The following is a 15,834-nucleotide window of genomic DNA, read 5'->3' as shown; positions in this document are numbered from 1 at the left end:
ATACACCAAAAAGGAATTGATAGGGACAAACCACTCCCTTCCTGCACCTGGTTCCTGCCACTAAAATCCGGGCATGTTTCTTGGGGCTTTCAGTATGACACGATTATTGAAAAAAGTAATGAGTATGGTACCGGATGTAAATAAGCTATGTACCGATCTGGACAATAATACCCGGCTTTTCCTGGACATCCTGGATACAGTACCGCCTGAGAAGCTGCATGTGGTAAAGGACGAAACCGCCTGGTGTATCATGGATTGCGCAGAACACGTCCTGATCTATGAGCAGCAGGTGGTAAAGGTGCTGCAGGGAGAAGCGGAGCCGGTTACAGACAGGGAGCCCAACAGTAAGGTGAACGATATCAGCCATTCCTTCTTCGATTTTGAGAAGCGACTTAGGGTTACCGGGGATGCAGACACCCTGGGGGGCGGTTATACCAGCGTGGCGGATTTCAGCAAGACCTTCCGGCAGAACAGGGAAGATATTAAAGCCGTATTGCACAAAGAACCCACCGACTGGTTGTGCAAAGGCATGGAACATCCTATATTTGGATTTATGACGAGGATGGAATGGGTATATTATCTCATCTATCATACAGAAAGACACCTGCAACAGATCAACCGGATCGAAGCGGGCCTTGAAAACATGAAATAACCAAATCCGCCCTATATATGCGCCTCCGGGCCTTAGCCAGCAGATCCACCATACTAATTGCTTTCTTTCGCGCAGTAGAATCCAACCGGCCGCCCAAACAACGGCTGTTCCATGATCCTTATGCCGCGCTCTTCCTGCCCCCCTTCCTGAAAATGTGGGCAACGCTCACGGCTTACCCTTTCTTTCGGTGGTTTGTGCCCTGGTGTATCGATGCGCGCTGGCCCGGCTCGCACACAGCCGTGGTAGCCAGAACGCGCCTGATAGACGTGATGACCGTGAACACCATCCGCGACTATGGCATCAACCAGGTGATCATACTGGGCGCAGGTTTTGATACCCGGGCACACCGGCTGCAGATGCGGGAGCGGGTACAGTTTGTGGAAGTAGACCGGCCCGATACCCAGCTTCATAAACAGACCGTATTGTCCGAACAGGAGCATAAACCCTTTATGCCGGTGGATTATGTGGCCATGGATTTCAGTACACAAAAACCGGAAGCCCACATTACAGGACTCATGCGCGGCACACACTATAAAACCCTTTTCATCTGGGAAGGCGCCACCAACAACCTGACCGGTCATCTTGGCAATACCCTGTTCCGGTACTTCCAGGGCTTTCCGCCGGGCACGCGGCTCATCTTCAACTATGTAGACAAGAAAGTGCTGGAAGACCCCAGGGCTTTTTACGGCGCCACCCGTGTGAACCGCCTGCTGAAAAAGATCAAAGAGCCCTGGAATATAGGGCTGGACCCCTCCTACCTGCCGCTGTTTCTTGCTGAGTACAATATGGAACTGGTCTTTGATGAAGGCGCCGCAGAGTATCGCCAACGCTACTTTGGCGCCAAAGCCGGTAAAATGAAAGGATATGAGTTCTATCGCGTAGCCATGGCTGTTGTAAGGCATAATTCGTAATTTTATTTCCATGGACACAACATTCGACATTGTAATCGTAGGCGGAGGCCCTATAGGCATTGCCTGCGGGCTGGCAGCACAAAAGGCAGGACTGAGCTATATTATTCTGGAAAAAGGCTGCCTGGTGAACTCACTCTACAACTATCCCCTGAATATGACTTTCTTTTCCACTTCAGAGCGGCTGGAGGTAGGCGGCATCCCTTTCATGTCTATCAACGCCAAGCCTACACGCCCTGAAGCACTGGAATATTACAGGCGGGTAGCCACTTCCAAACACCTGCATCTCAGATTATTTGAAGAGGTATCGTCCATTACGCCCAAGGGGGAACTGTACACGGTGGAGACAAGCAGGCAAAGCTATGAGGCCCGCCATGTGATCATTGCCACCGGCTTTTATGATATTCCCAACCTGATGCGCGTACCGGGCGAAGAATTGCCTAAAGTAAAGCACTATTATAAAGACCCTCATTTCTACGCCATGCAGCGGGTGATCGTGGTAGGGGCACATAACTCTGCCGTAGATGCCGCCCTGGAAACATGGCGCAAAGGCGCTGATGTAACGATGGTGGTACGTGAAGAAGGCATCGGCAACCGGGTAAAATACTGGGTAAGACCGGATATTGAGAACCGCATCAAGGAAGGCTCCATCAAAGCGCATTTCCGTTCCGCCATCACCGCCATCCGTCCCGATGCAGTGGATGTACAGACCCCAGGTGGGCCAGTCACCATCCCCAACGACTATGTGCTGGCTATGACGGGCTACCAGCCTGATTTCAGCTTCCTGGAAAAAGCAGGCGTTACCTTATCTGCCGATGAAAAGCGGCATCCCACCTATAACCCGGACACCATGGAGACCAATATGCCCAGGCTATACCTGGCAGGTGTAGTGTGCGGCGGTATGGATACGCATGTGTGGTTTATTGAGAATTCGAGGGAGCATGCGGATAAAATAATAGGCCATATTAGTCGTAAGTCGTAAGTCGTTAGTCGTTAGTCGTTAGTGATTGAAGCGACTAATGACTTACGACTAATGACTAATAACTAACGACTAATGACTAATGACTAATGACTTACGACTTAAATAATATTCACTTCCCTTTCCAGCTCAACGCCAAATTTTTCCTTTACGCTGTCCAGCACCTGCTGGGAAAGCTGATAGATCTCCTGTCCGCTGGCATTGCCATAGTTTACTAACACCAATGCCTGCTTGGCGTGCACACCGGCGTCGTTCTGGCGGTAGCCTTTCCAGCCGCATTGCTCTATGAGCCAGCCGGCGGCCAGTTTATAGTGGCCATTGTCTACAGGGTAAGCCACGATGTTGGGATGCGCCGTTTTTAACAACTCGTATTGCGCGCCATCAATCGTAGGGTTTTTGAAGAAGCTGCCTGCGTTACCGATCACGGCAGGGTCGGGCAGTTTAGAGCTGCGTATATTGATGACCGCCTGGCTGATAGCCTGGATCGACAGATCGTGAACGCCCATACGCTGCAGTTCCTGTTCGATGGCGCCGTAGCTGGTATTGAAATGTGGCTGCTTTAATAAGCGGTAGGTAACAGAGAGGATCACGAACTGATCTTTATACTTTCTCTTGAACACGCTTTCGCGGTAGCCGAAAGCACAGTCGGCATTGTTGAAAGTGACCAGGGCATTGTCTTCCAGGTGCCAGGCTTCCAGTTCATGGAAATGGTCTTTTATTTCCACGCCATAAGCGCCGATATTCTGCATAGGGCTGGCCCCTACATTGCCGGGTATGAGGGAAAGGTTTTCCAGTCCGGCGTAGTTGTGATCAATACAATACATCACAAAGCGGTGCCAGTTCTCTCCTGCCCCGGCCTTTACGTAGATGTAATCATCATCTTCCCTTAACACGGTAATGCCTTTCAGCTCGTTCTTCAGCACCAGGCCGTCAAAATTCTTTGTGAACAGTATATTGCTGCCTCCGCCCAGGATCATGTGGGGAGAAGACTGCCAGCGGGTATCCTGCAATACGGTCTGCAGCTGCTGCAGATCAGCGAAAGAGGAAAAGTAACGGGCTTGTGCATTGATGCCGAATGTATTATAAGGCCGTAGCAAAACATTTTCAGATACCAGCATAATTAAGTATTCAATGATTTAACTTTATATTCGGGCTATTAGCCGCTAGCTGTTAGCTATTAGCAACGCGGTATGCTAACTGCTAATAGCCAATAGCTAACTGCTAATCCACAAATATAACCTAACAGAACAATGCCTCAAACAGCTGTAGTAATTGGCGCCACCGGATTAACCGGCAGCCACCTGGTAAACCTGCTCCTGCACAACCCTGCTTTTGATAAGGTAAAGGTACTGCTGCGTAGTCCTTCACTGAAACCACGGGAAGGGCTTGAGATCGCTATTGTGAATTTTGAGGACGAGGCAGGTCTGGCAGCGGCGCTCCGGGGCGACGCTTTATTCTGCTGTATTGGCACTACCCGCAAAAAAGCCGGCGGCAAGGAAGAATTCCGGCAGGTAGATTTTGACATCCCGGTACGATGCGCCACCCTGGCCAAACGCCAGGGCATGGGCCAGTTCCTGCTGATGTCGTCCATCGGCGCCAATATACATTCCCGATTTTTTTATCTGCGCACCAAAGGAGAAACAGAACAGGCCGTTACGAGGCTGAGCTTCCCCGCGCTGCATATCTTCCGCCCTTCGGCGCTGCTGGGAAAACGGCGTAAAAAACGGCTGGGCGAGATGCTGGGACAGTGGCTGGTCATGGTGTTCTATTACCTCTTACAGGGACGCTGGAAAAAATACAGGGCCATCAAGGCCTCTACCGTGGCAAAAGCGATGATAGCGGCGGCCGTTAAAGGAGAGCCCGGCACACATATTTATGAGTCGGATGCGATTAAGGAAATGGCGGGAGAACCGTTGTAATAGTTGTTAGTTGTCAGTTGTCAGTCGTTAGTTGTCAGTTGTTAGTTGTCGGTTGTCAGTGACTAACATGGATTAAATGCAATTCTTCGCTTCAATCACTGACAACTGACAACTGACGACTGACGACTGACGACTTTTCACACACAATCTACATCAGCAACAATGACAACGGAGCGGAACTTCTTTTCCGCCTGTAGTTTAATGAAGTGTTCTTTTAACAGTTGTTTTATCTGGGCGATCACTTTTGCTTCGCGGGGCAGTTTCACTAACATTTCCTGCAAATAATTATTACGCACACGGCCTACCAAAGGCGCAGCCGGACCCACCAGCTGCGGGCCCAGGTGCGGATGCAGCCAGTTCCCCAATACATTGGCCGCCTGTTCTACTACCTGTTGCTTTTTATGTTTAACCGTGATCTTCAGTAACCTGATGAAGGGCGGGTACCCGAAGCGCTGCCGTTCGGCGATCTCCGATTCATACATGGCTTTATAATCGTGTTCGGTTACATAATGCAATACGGGGTGACGGGTATTGCTGGCCTGGATGATCACGCGGCCCTTATCAAACTTGCGGCCGGCTCGTCCGCTCACCTGCTCCATCAGCTGAAAGGCCCTTTCATTAACGCGAAAATCAGGATAGCTCAGCAGGCTGTCGGCACTGAGGATCCCTACCAAATTCACGTTGTCAAAATCAAGTCCTTTCACTACCATCTGTGTACCCACCAGGATGTCTATACGCTGCTGTTCCAGCATCTGGATCATCTTATTATGGCTGTCCTTATTGCGCACGGCATCTACGTCCATGCGGGCGATACGGGCATTGGGAAACAGTTGCTGCAGGTCTTCTTCGATCTTTTCGGTGCCGAAGCTTTTAGGTATCAATGTCTGGCTGCCACAGGCGGCGCAGGTATAAAAGTAAGGGTATTGCGTACCGCAGTAGTGGCAATGCAGCTTATCTGAATTACGGTGCCAGGTAAGGGATACATCGCACTGTTTACAGTGAGGGATCCATCCGCAGGTAGTGCAGAGCAGGAAAGGCGCATAGCCGCGCCGGTTCTGGAACAGGATCACCTGTTTGCCGGCCGCCAGGCTTTGGTTAACACCCTCTACCAGCGCAGGGGTGAAGTTCTCCTGCATGCGCTTTTCTGCCATCAGCTGTTTAACATCCACTATTTCTATGGAAGGCATTTCCAGGCCACCGAACCTTTCCTGCAGCTCTACCAATCCATATTTACCCTGGCGGGCGTTGAAATAGGATTCCAGCGAAGGCGTGGCGGAACCTAACAGCACCTTGGCGCCAAAGAGGTTGGCGTAATAGATAGCAGCGTCGCGCGCGTGATAACGGGGAGCAGGGTCCTGCTGTTTGTAGGAAGCGTCGTGCTCTTCGTCGAGGATGATCAGGCCGATGTCCCTGAACGGCAACAACAGGCTGGAACGTGCGCCCAGTACGATCTGCAGCTCACCGCTCTTTACCTTGTTCCAGATCTCCACTCTTTCGTTATTGTTAAAGCGGGAGTGGTAGATCCCTATCTTATTACCGAAATGTTTTTGTAAACGACGGATGATCTGTGCGGTAAGCGCAATCTCCGGCAGCAGGTACAGCACCTGTTTGCCATTGGCGATATATTCCTCTATCAGCTTTACATACAGCTGGGTCTTACCGCTGGAGGTAACGCCGTGCAGCAGGGTCACCGGCTTATGTTCAAAGCTCTGGCGCAGGGCCTGCAGTGCAGTTGCCTGGGCAGGGCTTAAGCTAAAATCTATCTGCGCTTCTGCCTTGCCGCCAGGCACACGGTCTACCACACGTTTTTCTATCCATACGATATTCTTGTCCACCAGGCCTTTCAGCTGGGCGGCAGTAGCACCTGATTTCTTCAGCAGCTCGCTTTGCAATACAGACCCTTGTGTTTTCAGCAGGTGCAGATAGGCCAGCAGCAGCTCCATCTGTTTAGGCGCACGGCCCAGCTCATTAAAGAGGGCGGCCAGCTGCTCTTCCTGTTCATAGGTAGGATGCAGCTGTACGTAATTCTCCTTCTTCTCCTTGTATACTTCTTTCAGCTCTTCGTAGATCAGGCATACTTTCTTTTCGATGAGGCGTTTGATGGTAGTGTACACATCTGCTTTATCAAGGATCATCTGCACTTCCTCGATGCGCAGCTCTTTTCGTATATGCAGTGCCTCGGCAACGAGGTATTCGTCCTCATCGAGGGCGGAAAGATCATCGCCGAATTCTTCATTGTATAAAAGGATCGTTTCGCTGGAAAGCTTCAGATGGGCTGGCAGGGCGGCGTTCAACACCTCTCCTTCCGTGCACATGTAATAGTTGGCGATCCAGTTCCAGAAGTCGAGCTGGGCCTGATATACCACGGGGTCTTTATCCAGCAGGTCGAGCAGGGGCTTGGTCTTATAGTCCAGCGGAGCCTGTCCGTGCACGGCTTTTACGATACCGGCATATTTCTTCTGCCGTCCCAGTTGTACTGCCACGCGACTGCCTGCCTGTATGATACCATCCATACTATCGGGTATAGCATAGGTATAGTTTTTAGGCAGTGCCAGCGGTAATATTACATCTGCATACTTCATCCGGGCTCCTTGATTATGATGCCTGTTCCAATACTGCGCCGGGCTGCTGCGTATACTGTTTCAGGGCATCTTCCATGATATTGAACACCCGCTGCTTAAGGGCAGGCAGGTCTTCCATGGTAAGTCCGTCAACAGGAACAGAAGGCAGGAACAACACCCGGCAGCGGCCTGGCGTGAGGCTCATTTTTTTATGATGATGCGGAAAACGGGTGCCACTATCCAGGTACAGCACCGGCTTTAGAGGTGTCTGTGTCTCGATGGCTATACGAAAAGCGCCGTTATGGAAAGGAGTGAGCAATTTTTCTGATTCATTAGTAGTGCCTTCGGGGAAGATCAGGATGGAAACGCCCTGCTTGATCATGTAGATCATTTCGCGTACGCTGTTAGAGCGGCCAACGGCGGAAGACCGGTCTACCAGCACTACAGATTGTTTGTATATAAACCCGAAGAAGGGTATCTTTTTCATCTCGATCTTGCCCAGGGGACGGAACGGCAGGGGCATCACCTTAACGGCAATAGCGGCGTCCAGGTAAGAGCGGTGGTTCACCACGAAGAGGAAGTCTCCTTTTTCGTTATCATCCTTATGGATCTTTCTAACCCATATCCCTACCAGGGGAAACCACAGGTGGGCCCAGAGGCGAAGGAAATAGAACGTAATATTGCCTCCTCTAACCTTTCCCAGGAGCGAAGCCAGGGCAATAGGGGGAAGAATGAGAAACATAATGGCCAGCCACAATACCAGTGCATATAACATATATATCGCATGTAGCGGCTTCAGTAAAATATTCATAAACACAAAACCCGTTTAGGTGAACACCAAACCTGAAAATTAGTTAATAATTGATAATTAGTCGCAGTTACAGGTCCATTTCTTATCCAGATCTATACAGGTCACCACCCTGGTTGCCTCCCGGCAGGGGGCAAAAATGACCCTTAAGTGCTGGCCTTCATGTGAATAGCCTTCCAGGGCATAAGTAGGACAGGGTTTGTCGTGCAGGTTGGATTTTGTAAGGTCCACATGGCCATTGGCCAGTATTTCCTCTACTTCGGCCTCGGTTACCTGGCGGCAGTCCATCCGGCAGCGGGCATGTACGGTATACACCAGTCGGGTGCTGCGGTCAAATCCGGGTATGTCATCCGCCGTTTCAGGTGCGGGTAAGATGGTTTCTGTTGGCCGGCTGGCGGGCTTATCCTTACTTTTCCTGTTCCAGCTCCAGGCCAGGAGCAGTACTATGGCCAGGATTAAAACAGGGAGATATTTGTGCGTTGTCGCAGGTTTCATTTAACAGTTAGTTATCACGAGGTTATATCGGGTTAAACTTACGTAAAAAAGCTGAATGCTTAAAGCAAACGCTGAACGCTGCCTGTCAGATGGCAGCCCTGGGAGACTGGCTAAGGCGTTCTGCCTTACGCATTCAGCGTGCTGCTTTTTTTAGTACCTTTGCCCTCCTTATGACTCCGGCAAAAACAGTGGCATTTCATACTCTCGGCTGTAAGCTGAACTTTTCAGAGACCTCCAGCATCAGCAGGTTACTGGAACAGGATGGGTTTGTTAAAACGGATTTTGAAGGCCAGGCAGATGTTTATGTGATCAACACCTGCTCTGTTACCGACAATGCAGACAAGGAATGCCGCCAGCTGGTGAGGCGTATCCAGCGCCGTGCCCCGGAAAGCATGGTAGTGATCACGGGCTGCTATGCCCAGCTGAAGCCCCAGGAGATCGCCTCCATCGAAGGGGTAGACCTGGTACTGGGCGCCGCTGAAAAGTTCAATATCGTAGATCACCTGAAAACGCTCACCAAAGGAGACAGCGCCCGTATCTGCTCCTGCGATATTGAAGATGTCAACTCTTTCCACTCCTCTTATTCCCTGCACGACCGTACCCGTACCTTCCTGAAGGTGCAGGACGGATGCGATTATAACTGCAGCTTCTGCACCATACCCATGGCCCGCGGCAAAAGCCGCAGCGACAGTGTGGAGAATGTGCTGCAAAATGCAAGAACACTGGCTGAGAACGGCGTGAAAGAGATCGTGCTCACCGGCGTGAACCTGGGTGATTTCGGTAAAGGACTGCAGGGAGGCAAAAAGCGTGAAGAGACCTTCTTTGAACTGATCCAGGCACTGGACCAGCTGGAAGGTATTGAGCGGTACCGCATCTCTTCCATCGAGCCTAACCTGCTAAGCAACGAGATCATTGAGTTTGTAGCCAACAGCCGCAAGTTCATGCCGCATTTCCATATACCGCTCCAAAGCGGCAGCAATGATATATTGGGATTGATGCGCCGCCGCTATCGCCGTGAGCTGTATGCAGAGAAAGTAGGACTGATCAAACAGTTCATGCCGCACTGCGCCATCGGGGTAGATGTGATCGTTGGTTTCCCTTCCGAAAGCGATGCGCATTTCAAAGAGACCTATGATTTTCTGCATGGGCTGGAAGTTTCTTACCTGCACGTGTTCACTTATTCAGAAAGGGCCAATACACTGGCGCTGGATATTGAGCCGGTAGTGCCGATGGGGCAGCGTCATGAGAGGAATAAAATGCTGCGCAATCTCAGTCATAAAAAATTGCAGTATTTCACGGAGCAACATATTGGCCAAACCCGTAAAGTGTTGTTTGAAGGGCATAATAAGGATGGTATGATGGAGGGGTATACGGATAATTATATTAAGGTAGTTACGCCGTACAGGGAAGAGTGGGTGAATGGATTGGTGGATTGGGAGTTGAGGTAAAAGAAAAATAAAGAAGATACCAGGAAAAATTTGGTGAAATAAAAATAGTTTTTACCTTTGCAATCCCGTCAGACGAAAGGTTGATGGTTGACAAAGAAAATGGGAGTTTAGCTCAGTTGGTTCAGAGCATCTGCCTTACAAGCAGAGGGTCGGCGGTTCGACCCCGTCAACTCCCACCATTTTCAAAGCCTAAAATTTTTAAGGGAGTTTAGCTCAGTTGGTTCAGAGCATCTGCCTTACAAGCAGAGGGTCGGCGGTTCGACCCCGTCAACTCCCACGAAAGGTCTCCATTTAATGGAGGCCTTTTTTGTTTATATCAATATTGTTAACCGAAAATAGTTACCGTGTTCCAATTCCCACTATATCGGGCATACAGAAGATGAACTGAACCAGCGTCTTCGAAGACATAACTCTAATCATAAGGCTTTATAGACAAAACAGGCGACTGGCCAATTGTTTATACAGAAATATTTACATCGAAGAAAGATGCTTACCAAAGAGAACGTGAATTAAAGCTTGGAAAAGCCGGAAGATGATTGAAAATTTAGTTCCCTCTACAAACTCCGATAATCCACCTACTTCTCCCTCCCCTGCTCCAAATGAAAAATATGCAACAACCTGTGCGCTATCGGCGTCAGCATCATCGCTACCACCGACAAAAATATTACCCCGCTGTAAATAGCATACAATCCTGAGAACAACTTAGCAGCCGTACCAGGCATTGGATTTACCGGGCCCATGCCCGTCAATATCATAGCCGCATTCAAATAAGCATCTATCCAATCCTGCCCGCCAAGATAATGGTAACCTATCATGCCCAGTAACATGGAGAAAACGATCACTATTAACGCATAGGCTCCATAGCGGAACAAACGCCGTACAAACAAACGGCGTGGCAGCAAGGGCTGCGAGCGGTGTTCAAAAAACATATGAAGGCTTATTTTTTCCCTTTAAAGATCCGTTTTACTGCTTTACCCAGCCTGTTCAGGTTAGCCAGCTGTTCCTGTATGGGCGCCAGCGTAAGATCCTCCGGCTGTACGCCTGCCTCGATGAACTCCATCTCCGTTTGTTCCGGGAAGATCAGGACAATGTTATTGTCCCGGAAATGCCTGCTCAGCTTAGCGGGGATATGCTCCATATACGGACTGTAAGACAGCGTACCTTTACGGGCGGCTGCTACTACCAGCAGGTCATCACGGGTGATCTCCCGGGAAAGCACCAGGAAGTCTTCCAGCTGCTCCAGCTGTTTAAAGGTCACTTCCGTGCTGATCTTGCTGTGCTGGATAAATGCGTCTACAGCAGCTTTTGTTTTATCCTGGCAATAGATCAGCAGGCGGGCGCCTATCTGTTTAGCCAGCATCATCATCTTCTGCAGATAATGTAAAAAGCCTATTTCGTATTCGGCGTTTCGCGGCAGCACGAGCACCAGTCTTTTAGCGGTGTTCATGGGATGACTGAAATCGCATACATATACCGTCTCCCATACACTTTGCAGCACGTTATCGAGCGTAGTACCGAAGATAGAACCAAACAGGCGGTCGGTAGTGCTGGTCTTGTCTGTCCAGCCCAGGATCACGTCTGTGATCATCAGCTCTTTGGCCGCCCGGCCAATACCATCGGCCACGTTCAGGTCTACCCGGGTGATGGACTGTACATGACTTTCCGTAGCGGCAGCATGAATGGTAGCCGCTTCCATCATTTTATTAGTAACATGGATCTTTTCTTTAGCCTCTTCGTCATCCTGCACTACGGCCAGCGGATAGATAGGCGTACCGGCTTTCGGGTCTTTGATCATCAATGCCAGATCAAGCAGTGATTCCATACGGGCCGGGTTGGATACGGGCACGAGTATACGTTCCGGCGTATCGTCGGGCGTGGGTTGACGGTCTGCTTCTTCGATAGCCAGCTTACGTCCTGCATTTTCGGTAACAAAAGAACCTACCAGGCAGGTAACAAGGATCAGCAGCACGGTGCCGTTCAATACGCTCTCATTAATAATGCCCATGTTATAACCGATCAGTATAACAGCGATGGTAGCCGCAGCATGTGCGCAGCTAAGGCCGAATATTACGTTACGCTGTGGAGCAGTATAGCGGAAAGAAACCTGGGTAAAGAAAGCCGCCAGCCATTTGCTCAACAGGGCCATGGCTGTCAGTGAGCCGGCAATGATCAGGGCTTCAGGCCCCTTCAGCAGCACGCGCAGGTCTACCAGCATACCCACACTGATCAGGAAGAAAGGAATGAACAGCGCATTACCTACAAACGCGATACGGTTCATTAAAGCAGAGGTATGCGGAATCAGCTGGTTCAGCGCCAGACCAGCCAGGAAGGCGCCAATGATACCTTCTACCCCCGCCAGTTCTGCCAGGAAACCGGACAGGAACACCAGGGCCAGCACAAATATGAAGTGAGAGGTTTTATCGTCCTTGATCTTTTTAAAGAACCAGCGGCCTATCATGGGAAAGATCCAGAGGATAATGGCCGTGAAGACAGCCAGTGATACCCCCAGGCGGATCCAGAAATACGTGTCCAGGTGGCCGGAGGCCGCTCCGGTAATAACGGCCAGTATCAGCAGTACAGCCGTATCTGTGATGATGGTCCCTCCTACCGCCACCGTTACCGCCTCGTTCTTGGTAATACCCAGACGGCTGGCCAGCGGGTAGGCCACCAGCGTATGGGTGGCAAACATGCTGGACACCAGCAGGGAGGCCATAAAGTTGAAATGCAGAAAATAAACGCAGACCACATAGCCCAACACTAAAGGAATGAAAAAGGTAAAGGCCCCGAACCCCAGGCTGCGGTGGCGGTTCTTGCGGAACTCCGTCATATCCAGCTCCAGGCCCGCCAGGAACATGATATACAGCAGGCCCGCCTTTCCAAACAGGTCGATACTGCCTTTCTCAATGATCTTGAAGCCATGGTCGCCAATAGCCATACCGGCCAGAATGAGGCCGATGATGCTGGGTATCCGGAATTTGCGCAGGATAATAGGAGCCAACAGGATAATGAACAATACCAGCGAAAAAATAGGGATAGGATCCTTCAACGGTAGACTGATATCCAACAAAAAAACCGTGCCTTTCAAAGCATGCATCATAACTTTCAATTTTCAACTCCTCCAGAGACGTTCACTTTGCAACTTACAAATTAATTATTAATCGTTAAGGACTAATAGCGAGCCCATAATATTGTTTATAGGTCAACTACTACCTTTTCACGATAATAACTGTAATTTTGCGAAAAGCCATGTAAATTATCATGAGTCAGCGTACAGAAACAGGCACTGTTACTAAAGAATGGGAGGATATACTCGTTGCAGAAGATGAGCAATTTCCCTTTAGCCTTATTGTGTGGAATGATGACGTTAACACCTTTGACTGGGTGATACAATCGCTGATAGAGGTTTGTGATCATAGTCCTGAACAGGCCGAACAATGCGCCCTTTTTATACATTACAATGGCAAATACGCTGTAAAGCACGGCGAATACACTAAACTACGCCCCATGTGCGAAGCGCTCCTTGACAGGGGCATCAGCGCCACCATAGAAGAAGCAGTGGAAGGTTAAAATGATATTTTCTCTTACACAGCACCTCAAATTTCCCCCGGTACATCTGGCCGAGCCCGACGGGCTGCTGGCCACAGGAGGCGATCTTTCTGTTGCCAGGCTGATCCTGGCCTACCGCTCCGGCATATTTCCCTGGTACAGCAAGCCCCCCGTACTGTGGTGGAGCCCTGATCCCCGGTTTGTACTATTCCCGGAGGAGCTGAGGGTATCTGCCAGCATGAAGCAAATATCAAAGAAACAGCTGTTCCGTATCACGGTGAATCAAAACTTTGAAGCCGTAATCGGGCATTGCCGTTATACCTACCGCCACGGACAAGACGGCACCTGGATCACCGACCCTATGCAGGAAGCCTATACCCAGCTGCACCGGGAAGGCTACGCCGTTTCTGTTGAATGCTGGCTGGACGACAAGCTGGTGGGCGGCCTGTACGGGGTACGGATGGGCCATGTTTTCTTTGGCGAGTCCATGTTCTCGCATGTCAGCAATGCATCCAAAGCGGCTTTTATCACCTTTGTACAGTCGGAACAGGCCAAAGGCCTGGCTTTAATAGACTGCCAGGTATATACAGATCACCTGGCCTCCCTGGGCGCCCGCTTTATCAGCCGGGCCTCCTTTATGGACCTGCTGGCGACGCATCTTGATGGACGTTAAAATGATATTATATTCGCAGCTCAAATAAAAGCCGTAAATTATATCAGTACTTTAAATCCCCATAATTCCCACGGCTTCTAAAATTTACCACCATGAAAAAAGCACTGTTACTCGCAACAATCGTCCTTTCTGCCTTTATGGTCAAAGGGCAGGGCATGACCCAGGAAGAGCGGTCAGCCATTGTCAAACAATTTGAGGATACCAAGGCCAACCTGTTAAAGGAGGTAAACGGGTTAAGCGATGCCCAGATGAAGTTCAAACCGGCGCCCGACCGCTGGTCTGTGGCAGACTGCCTGGAACACATTACCCTGGCGGAAAAAGGGCTTTTTGGTATGGAGCAGCAGGCCATGTCGCAACCTGCCAACCCCGACAAAAGAAAAGAAATTAAAGTGACGGACGAAGCCCTTGCACAAAGGATCTCCGACCGCAGCAAGAAAGCCAAGGCGCCCGAGCAGATACAACCCAAAGGCACCTTTGCCACTACCGCAGAAGCCGTTCAGGCTTTTACCGAACAACGCGACAAGATCATTGATTATGTAAAGACCACCAATGATGATCTGCGTAGTCACGTGGCAGATATGCCGATGGGCTCACCCATGGATGCTTACCAGATACTGATCCTGGTGGCCACCCATAGCGGAAGGCATACACAACAGATCCAGGAAGTAAAGGCTGATCCGGGATTTCCCAAGCAGTAGTAAAAAAGCAAAATGCCCGCAACGCTCATATCAAAACATCAGCGTTGCGGGCATTTTATTATCTTTTACTTGTCCTTATCCTTCTTTGCCTTCTTGGCAAAACTCCCCTCAAAAAAACATTTAATCCCCCTGTAAGCCCCGCAACCGCCGATCTCCCGGATGTTCACCCGGCTGGATGAGAACTGGAAGGCAATACCGCAGGAGCTTTCCTTATCCTTGAACTCCCCTTTGTTAGCGCCGGTAAAATGCCCCACACCGTTTAGCTCTCCTTTACAGTTGCCATTATCTTTCGAGAACGTGATAAAGAACTGGAATGTTTTAGGGTCCTGTCCGTCGCGGATGGATACAATGCTCATATCGCCGGAGCTATAATCTGCAGAATATTTATGTTTGCGCGGCAGGGTATCAATGGGATTGAAGATCTGCCCCGGTGTGGTAGGCTCGTTTGAATTGGTCATGATCAGCGTTAGCTTCCCATCGGCGCCGGCCGTGTAAAAATCTTCTTTTAAAGCGCTGTGCGAGGGGCTCAGTTCCTTTTCAGTGCTGATCTTCACCAGGTACCTGCTATCCAGTGTAAAACTGCTGCTTTCTTTGCTGTTGCCGCTCTTTTTTGCTACCAGCACCCGGTTCAGGTACTTGCCCTTGCGCTCTGCCAGGCAGAGATAAGCCGCGGAATTTACCTTATCCGCTGCCAACACTACAAAATAGTGCAGGTTATTTCCCTCCAGGTGGGCCAGGGGGAAAAAACGAACAGCTGCGGCCTTAGGGAAATCCGCCTTAGCGAGGGTGTCGCTAAGAAACTGCTGCAATATTTCCGGCTTCAGGGCCAGGGAATCAGCAGGCCGTTGCTGTCCAAGGGAATCTCCAGACAGCCTGTAAGGTACCTGCCGCTCGGGAAATAAGGCTTTGAAATCAGCGAAAGTGAGCGGACGATCGCCCGCCGTTTGCTGCTGCTTAGACTTACAACCTGCCAGCAAAACGACTGCCAGTAATAGTGCCAACAACCTGTTCATGCGCATGATAGGATTAATACAGCCGAAAAGTTAAAGATAATTTTGATATATAAGTGGAAAAATTCCAAATCCCAAGTCTCGAATTCCAATCTGAAGTACCTCCGGTGATCAGATCACCAACCTATATGCCAGAT

At 50.1% G+C, this 15,834-nt stretch carries 15 protein-coding genes, 2 tRNA genes and 1 pseudogene; 11 read left to right on the top strand and 7 right to left on the bottom strand.

Annotation, left to right across the window (positions count from 1 at the left end; genetic code table 11):
- Positions 1 to 124 precede the first annotated feature (124 nt).
- Genes ACR9Y8_RS24150 through ACR9Y8_RS24140 form a run of 3 tightly spaced genes read left to right on the top strand, consistent with a single transcriptional unit; the run spans position 125 to position 2,542 of the window.
- Entirely contained in the window at positions 125 to 652 is a 528-nt protein-coding gene (locus ACR9Y8_RS24150) for a DinB family protein (RefSeq protein ID WP_481215817.1), read from the top strand.
- Positions 653 to 669: 17 nt separating this feature from the next.
- Entirely contained in the window at positions 670 to 1,563 is an 894-nt protein-coding gene (locus ACR9Y8_RS24145; protein ID WP_481215816.1) for a class I SAM-dependent methyltransferase, read from the top strand.
- Positions 1,564 to 1,573: 10 nt separating this feature from the next.
- The gene (locus ACR9Y8_RS24140; protein ID WP_481215815.1) at positions 1,574 to 2,542 is read left to right on the top strand and encodes a YpdA family putative bacillithiol disulfide reductase; all 969 of its coding nucleotides are present in this window, start codon (positions 1,574 to 1,576) and stop codon (positions 2,540 to 2,542) included.
- Positions 2,543 to 2,640: 98 nt separating this feature from the next.
- On the opposite strand, the gene murB is transcribed toward ACR9Y8_RS24140, so the two are convergent.
- Positions 2,641 to 3,657 carry a UDP-N-acetylmuramate dehydrogenase gene (gene murB, locus ACR9Y8_RS24135; protein ID WP_481215814.1) on the bottom strand — a complete coding sequence of 339 codons (1,017 nt, stop codon included), beginning with the start codon at positions 3,655 to 3,657 and terminating at the stop codon, positions 2,641 to 2,643.
- Positions 3,658 to 3,789: 132 nt separating this feature from the next.
- Between murB and ACR9Y8_RS24130 the strand changes: the two genes are divergently transcribed.
- Complete coding sequence (locus ACR9Y8_RS24130) at positions 3,790 to 4,458, top strand: NAD(P)H-binding protein (protein WP_481215813.1); 669 nt, start codon at positions 3,790 to 3,792, stop codon at positions 4,456 to 4,458.
- Positions 4,459 to 4,595: 137 nt separating this feature from the next.
- Here ACR9Y8_RS24130 and priA read toward each other — a convergent pair whose 3' ends face one another.
- From priA to ACR9Y8_RS24115, 3 genes are read right to left on the bottom strand one after another with little or no spacing between them, the layout of a single operon-like run.
- Positions 4,596 to 7,040 carry a replication restart helicase PriA gene (priA, locus tag ACR9Y8_RS24125; protein ID WP_481215812.1) on the bottom strand — a complete coding sequence of 815 codons (2,445 nt, stop codon included), beginning with the start codon at positions 7,038 to 7,040 and terminating at the stop codon, positions 4,596 to 4,598.
- A 13-nt stretch (positions 7,041 to 7,053) separates the two neighbouring features.
- Complete coding sequence (locus ACR9Y8_RS24120; protein WP_481215811.1) at positions 7,054 to 7,830, bottom strand: lysophospholipid acyltransferase family protein; 777 nt, start codon at positions 7,828 to 7,830, stop codon at positions 7,054 to 7,056.
- A gap of 57 nt (positions 7,831 to 7,887) precedes the next feature.
- Positions 7,888 to 8,322, bottom strand: coding sequence for a DUF4258 domain-containing protein (locus ACR9Y8_RS24115; RefSeq protein WP_481215810.1), 435 nt, complete (start codon positions 8,320 to 8,322; stop codon positions 7,888 to 7,890).
- Between the two features lie 188 nt (positions 8,323 to 8,510).
- On the opposite strand from ACR9Y8_RS24115, the gene mtaB reads away from it, so the two are divergent.
- The 4 genes and pseudogenes from mtaB to ACR9Y8_RS24095 form a co-directional block, all read left to right on the top strand.
- On the top strand, positions 8,511 to 9,770 hold the full coding sequence (gene mtaB / locus ACR9Y8_RS24110; protein ID WP_481215809.1) for a tRNA (N(6)-L-threonylcarbamoyladenosine(37)-C(2))-methylthiotransferase MtaB: 1,260 nt from the start codon (positions 8,511 to 8,513) through the stop codon (positions 9,768 to 9,770).
- Positions 9,771 to 9,871: 101 nt separating this feature from the next.
- Positions 9,872 to 9,949: transfer RNA gene (locus ACR9Y8_RS24105), tRNA-Val, on the top strand.
- Between the two features lie 23 nt (positions 9,950 to 9,972).
- A tRNA-Val gene (locus tag ACR9Y8_RS24100) sits at positions 9,973 to 10,047 on the top strand.
- Between the two features lie 83 nt (positions 10,048 to 10,130).
- Positions 10,131 to 10,202 (top strand): annotated as a pseudogene (locus ACR9Y8_RS24095) (hypothetical protein); the annotation flags it as partial.
- A 143-nt stretch (positions 10,203 to 10,345) separates the two neighbouring features.
- Here ACR9Y8_RS24095 and ACR9Y8_RS24090 read toward each other — a convergent pair.
- Both ACR9Y8_RS24090 and ACR9Y8_RS24085 read right to left on the bottom strand, forming a co-directional pair.
- Entirely contained in the window at positions 10,346 to 10,699 is a 354-nt protein-coding gene (locus ACR9Y8_RS24090; RefSeq protein WP_481215808.1) for a hypothetical protein, read from the bottom strand.
- 8 nt (positions 10,700 to 10,707) lie between these two features.
- The gene (locus ACR9Y8_RS24085) at positions 10,708 to 12,867 is read right to left on the bottom strand and encodes a cation:proton antiporter (protein ID WP_481215807.1); all 2,160 of its coding nucleotides are present in this window, start codon (positions 12,865 to 12,867) and stop codon (positions 10,708 to 10,710) included.
- A gap of 161 nt (positions 12,868 to 13,028) precedes the next feature.
- Here ACR9Y8_RS24085 and ACR9Y8_RS24080 point away from each other — a divergent pair, with 161 nt between their 5' ends.
- The 3 genes from ACR9Y8_RS24080 to ACR9Y8_RS24070 all read left to right on the top strand — a co-directional run bounded on the left by ACR9Y8_RS24080 (position 13,029) and on the right by ACR9Y8_RS24070 (position 14,687).
- On the top strand, positions 13,029 to 13,337 hold the full coding sequence (locus tag ACR9Y8_RS24080; RefSeq protein ID WP_298740066.1) for an ATP-dependent Clp protease adaptor ClpS: 309 nt from the start codon (positions 13,029 to 13,031) through the stop codon (positions 13,335 to 13,337).
- A gap of 1 nt (position 13,338) precedes the next feature.
- On the top strand, positions 13,339 to 13,989 hold the full coding sequence (gene aat, locus ACR9Y8_RS24075) for a leucyl/phenylalanyl-tRNA--protein transferase (RefSeq protein ID WP_481215806.1): 651 nt from the start codon (positions 13,339 to 13,341) through the stop codon (positions 13,987 to 13,989).
- A gap of 92 nt (positions 13,990 to 14,081) precedes the next feature.
- Positions 14,082 to 14,687 (top strand): DinB family protein, encoded by a 606-nt coding sequence (locus tag ACR9Y8_RS24070; protein ID WP_481215805.1) that lies wholly within the window; start codon positions 14,082 to 14,084, stop codon positions 14,685 to 14,687.
- Between the two features lie 65 nt (positions 14,688 to 14,752).
- On the opposite strand, the gene ACR9Y8_RS24065 is transcribed toward ACR9Y8_RS24070, so the two are convergent.
- Positions 14,753 to 15,700, bottom strand: a complete 948-nt coding sequence (locus ACR9Y8_RS24065) for a hypothetical protein (protein WP_481215804.1) — start codon at positions 15,698 to 15,700, stop codon at positions 14,753 to 14,755.
- Between the last annotated feature and the right edge of the window lie 134 nt (positions 15,701 to 15,834).

The organism is Chitinophaga sp. SVR4-12A (assembly GCF_056754765.1).
The sequence above is the reverse complement of the archived record's forward strand: the minus strand, read 5'-3'. Positions and strand labels throughout refer to the sequence as shown.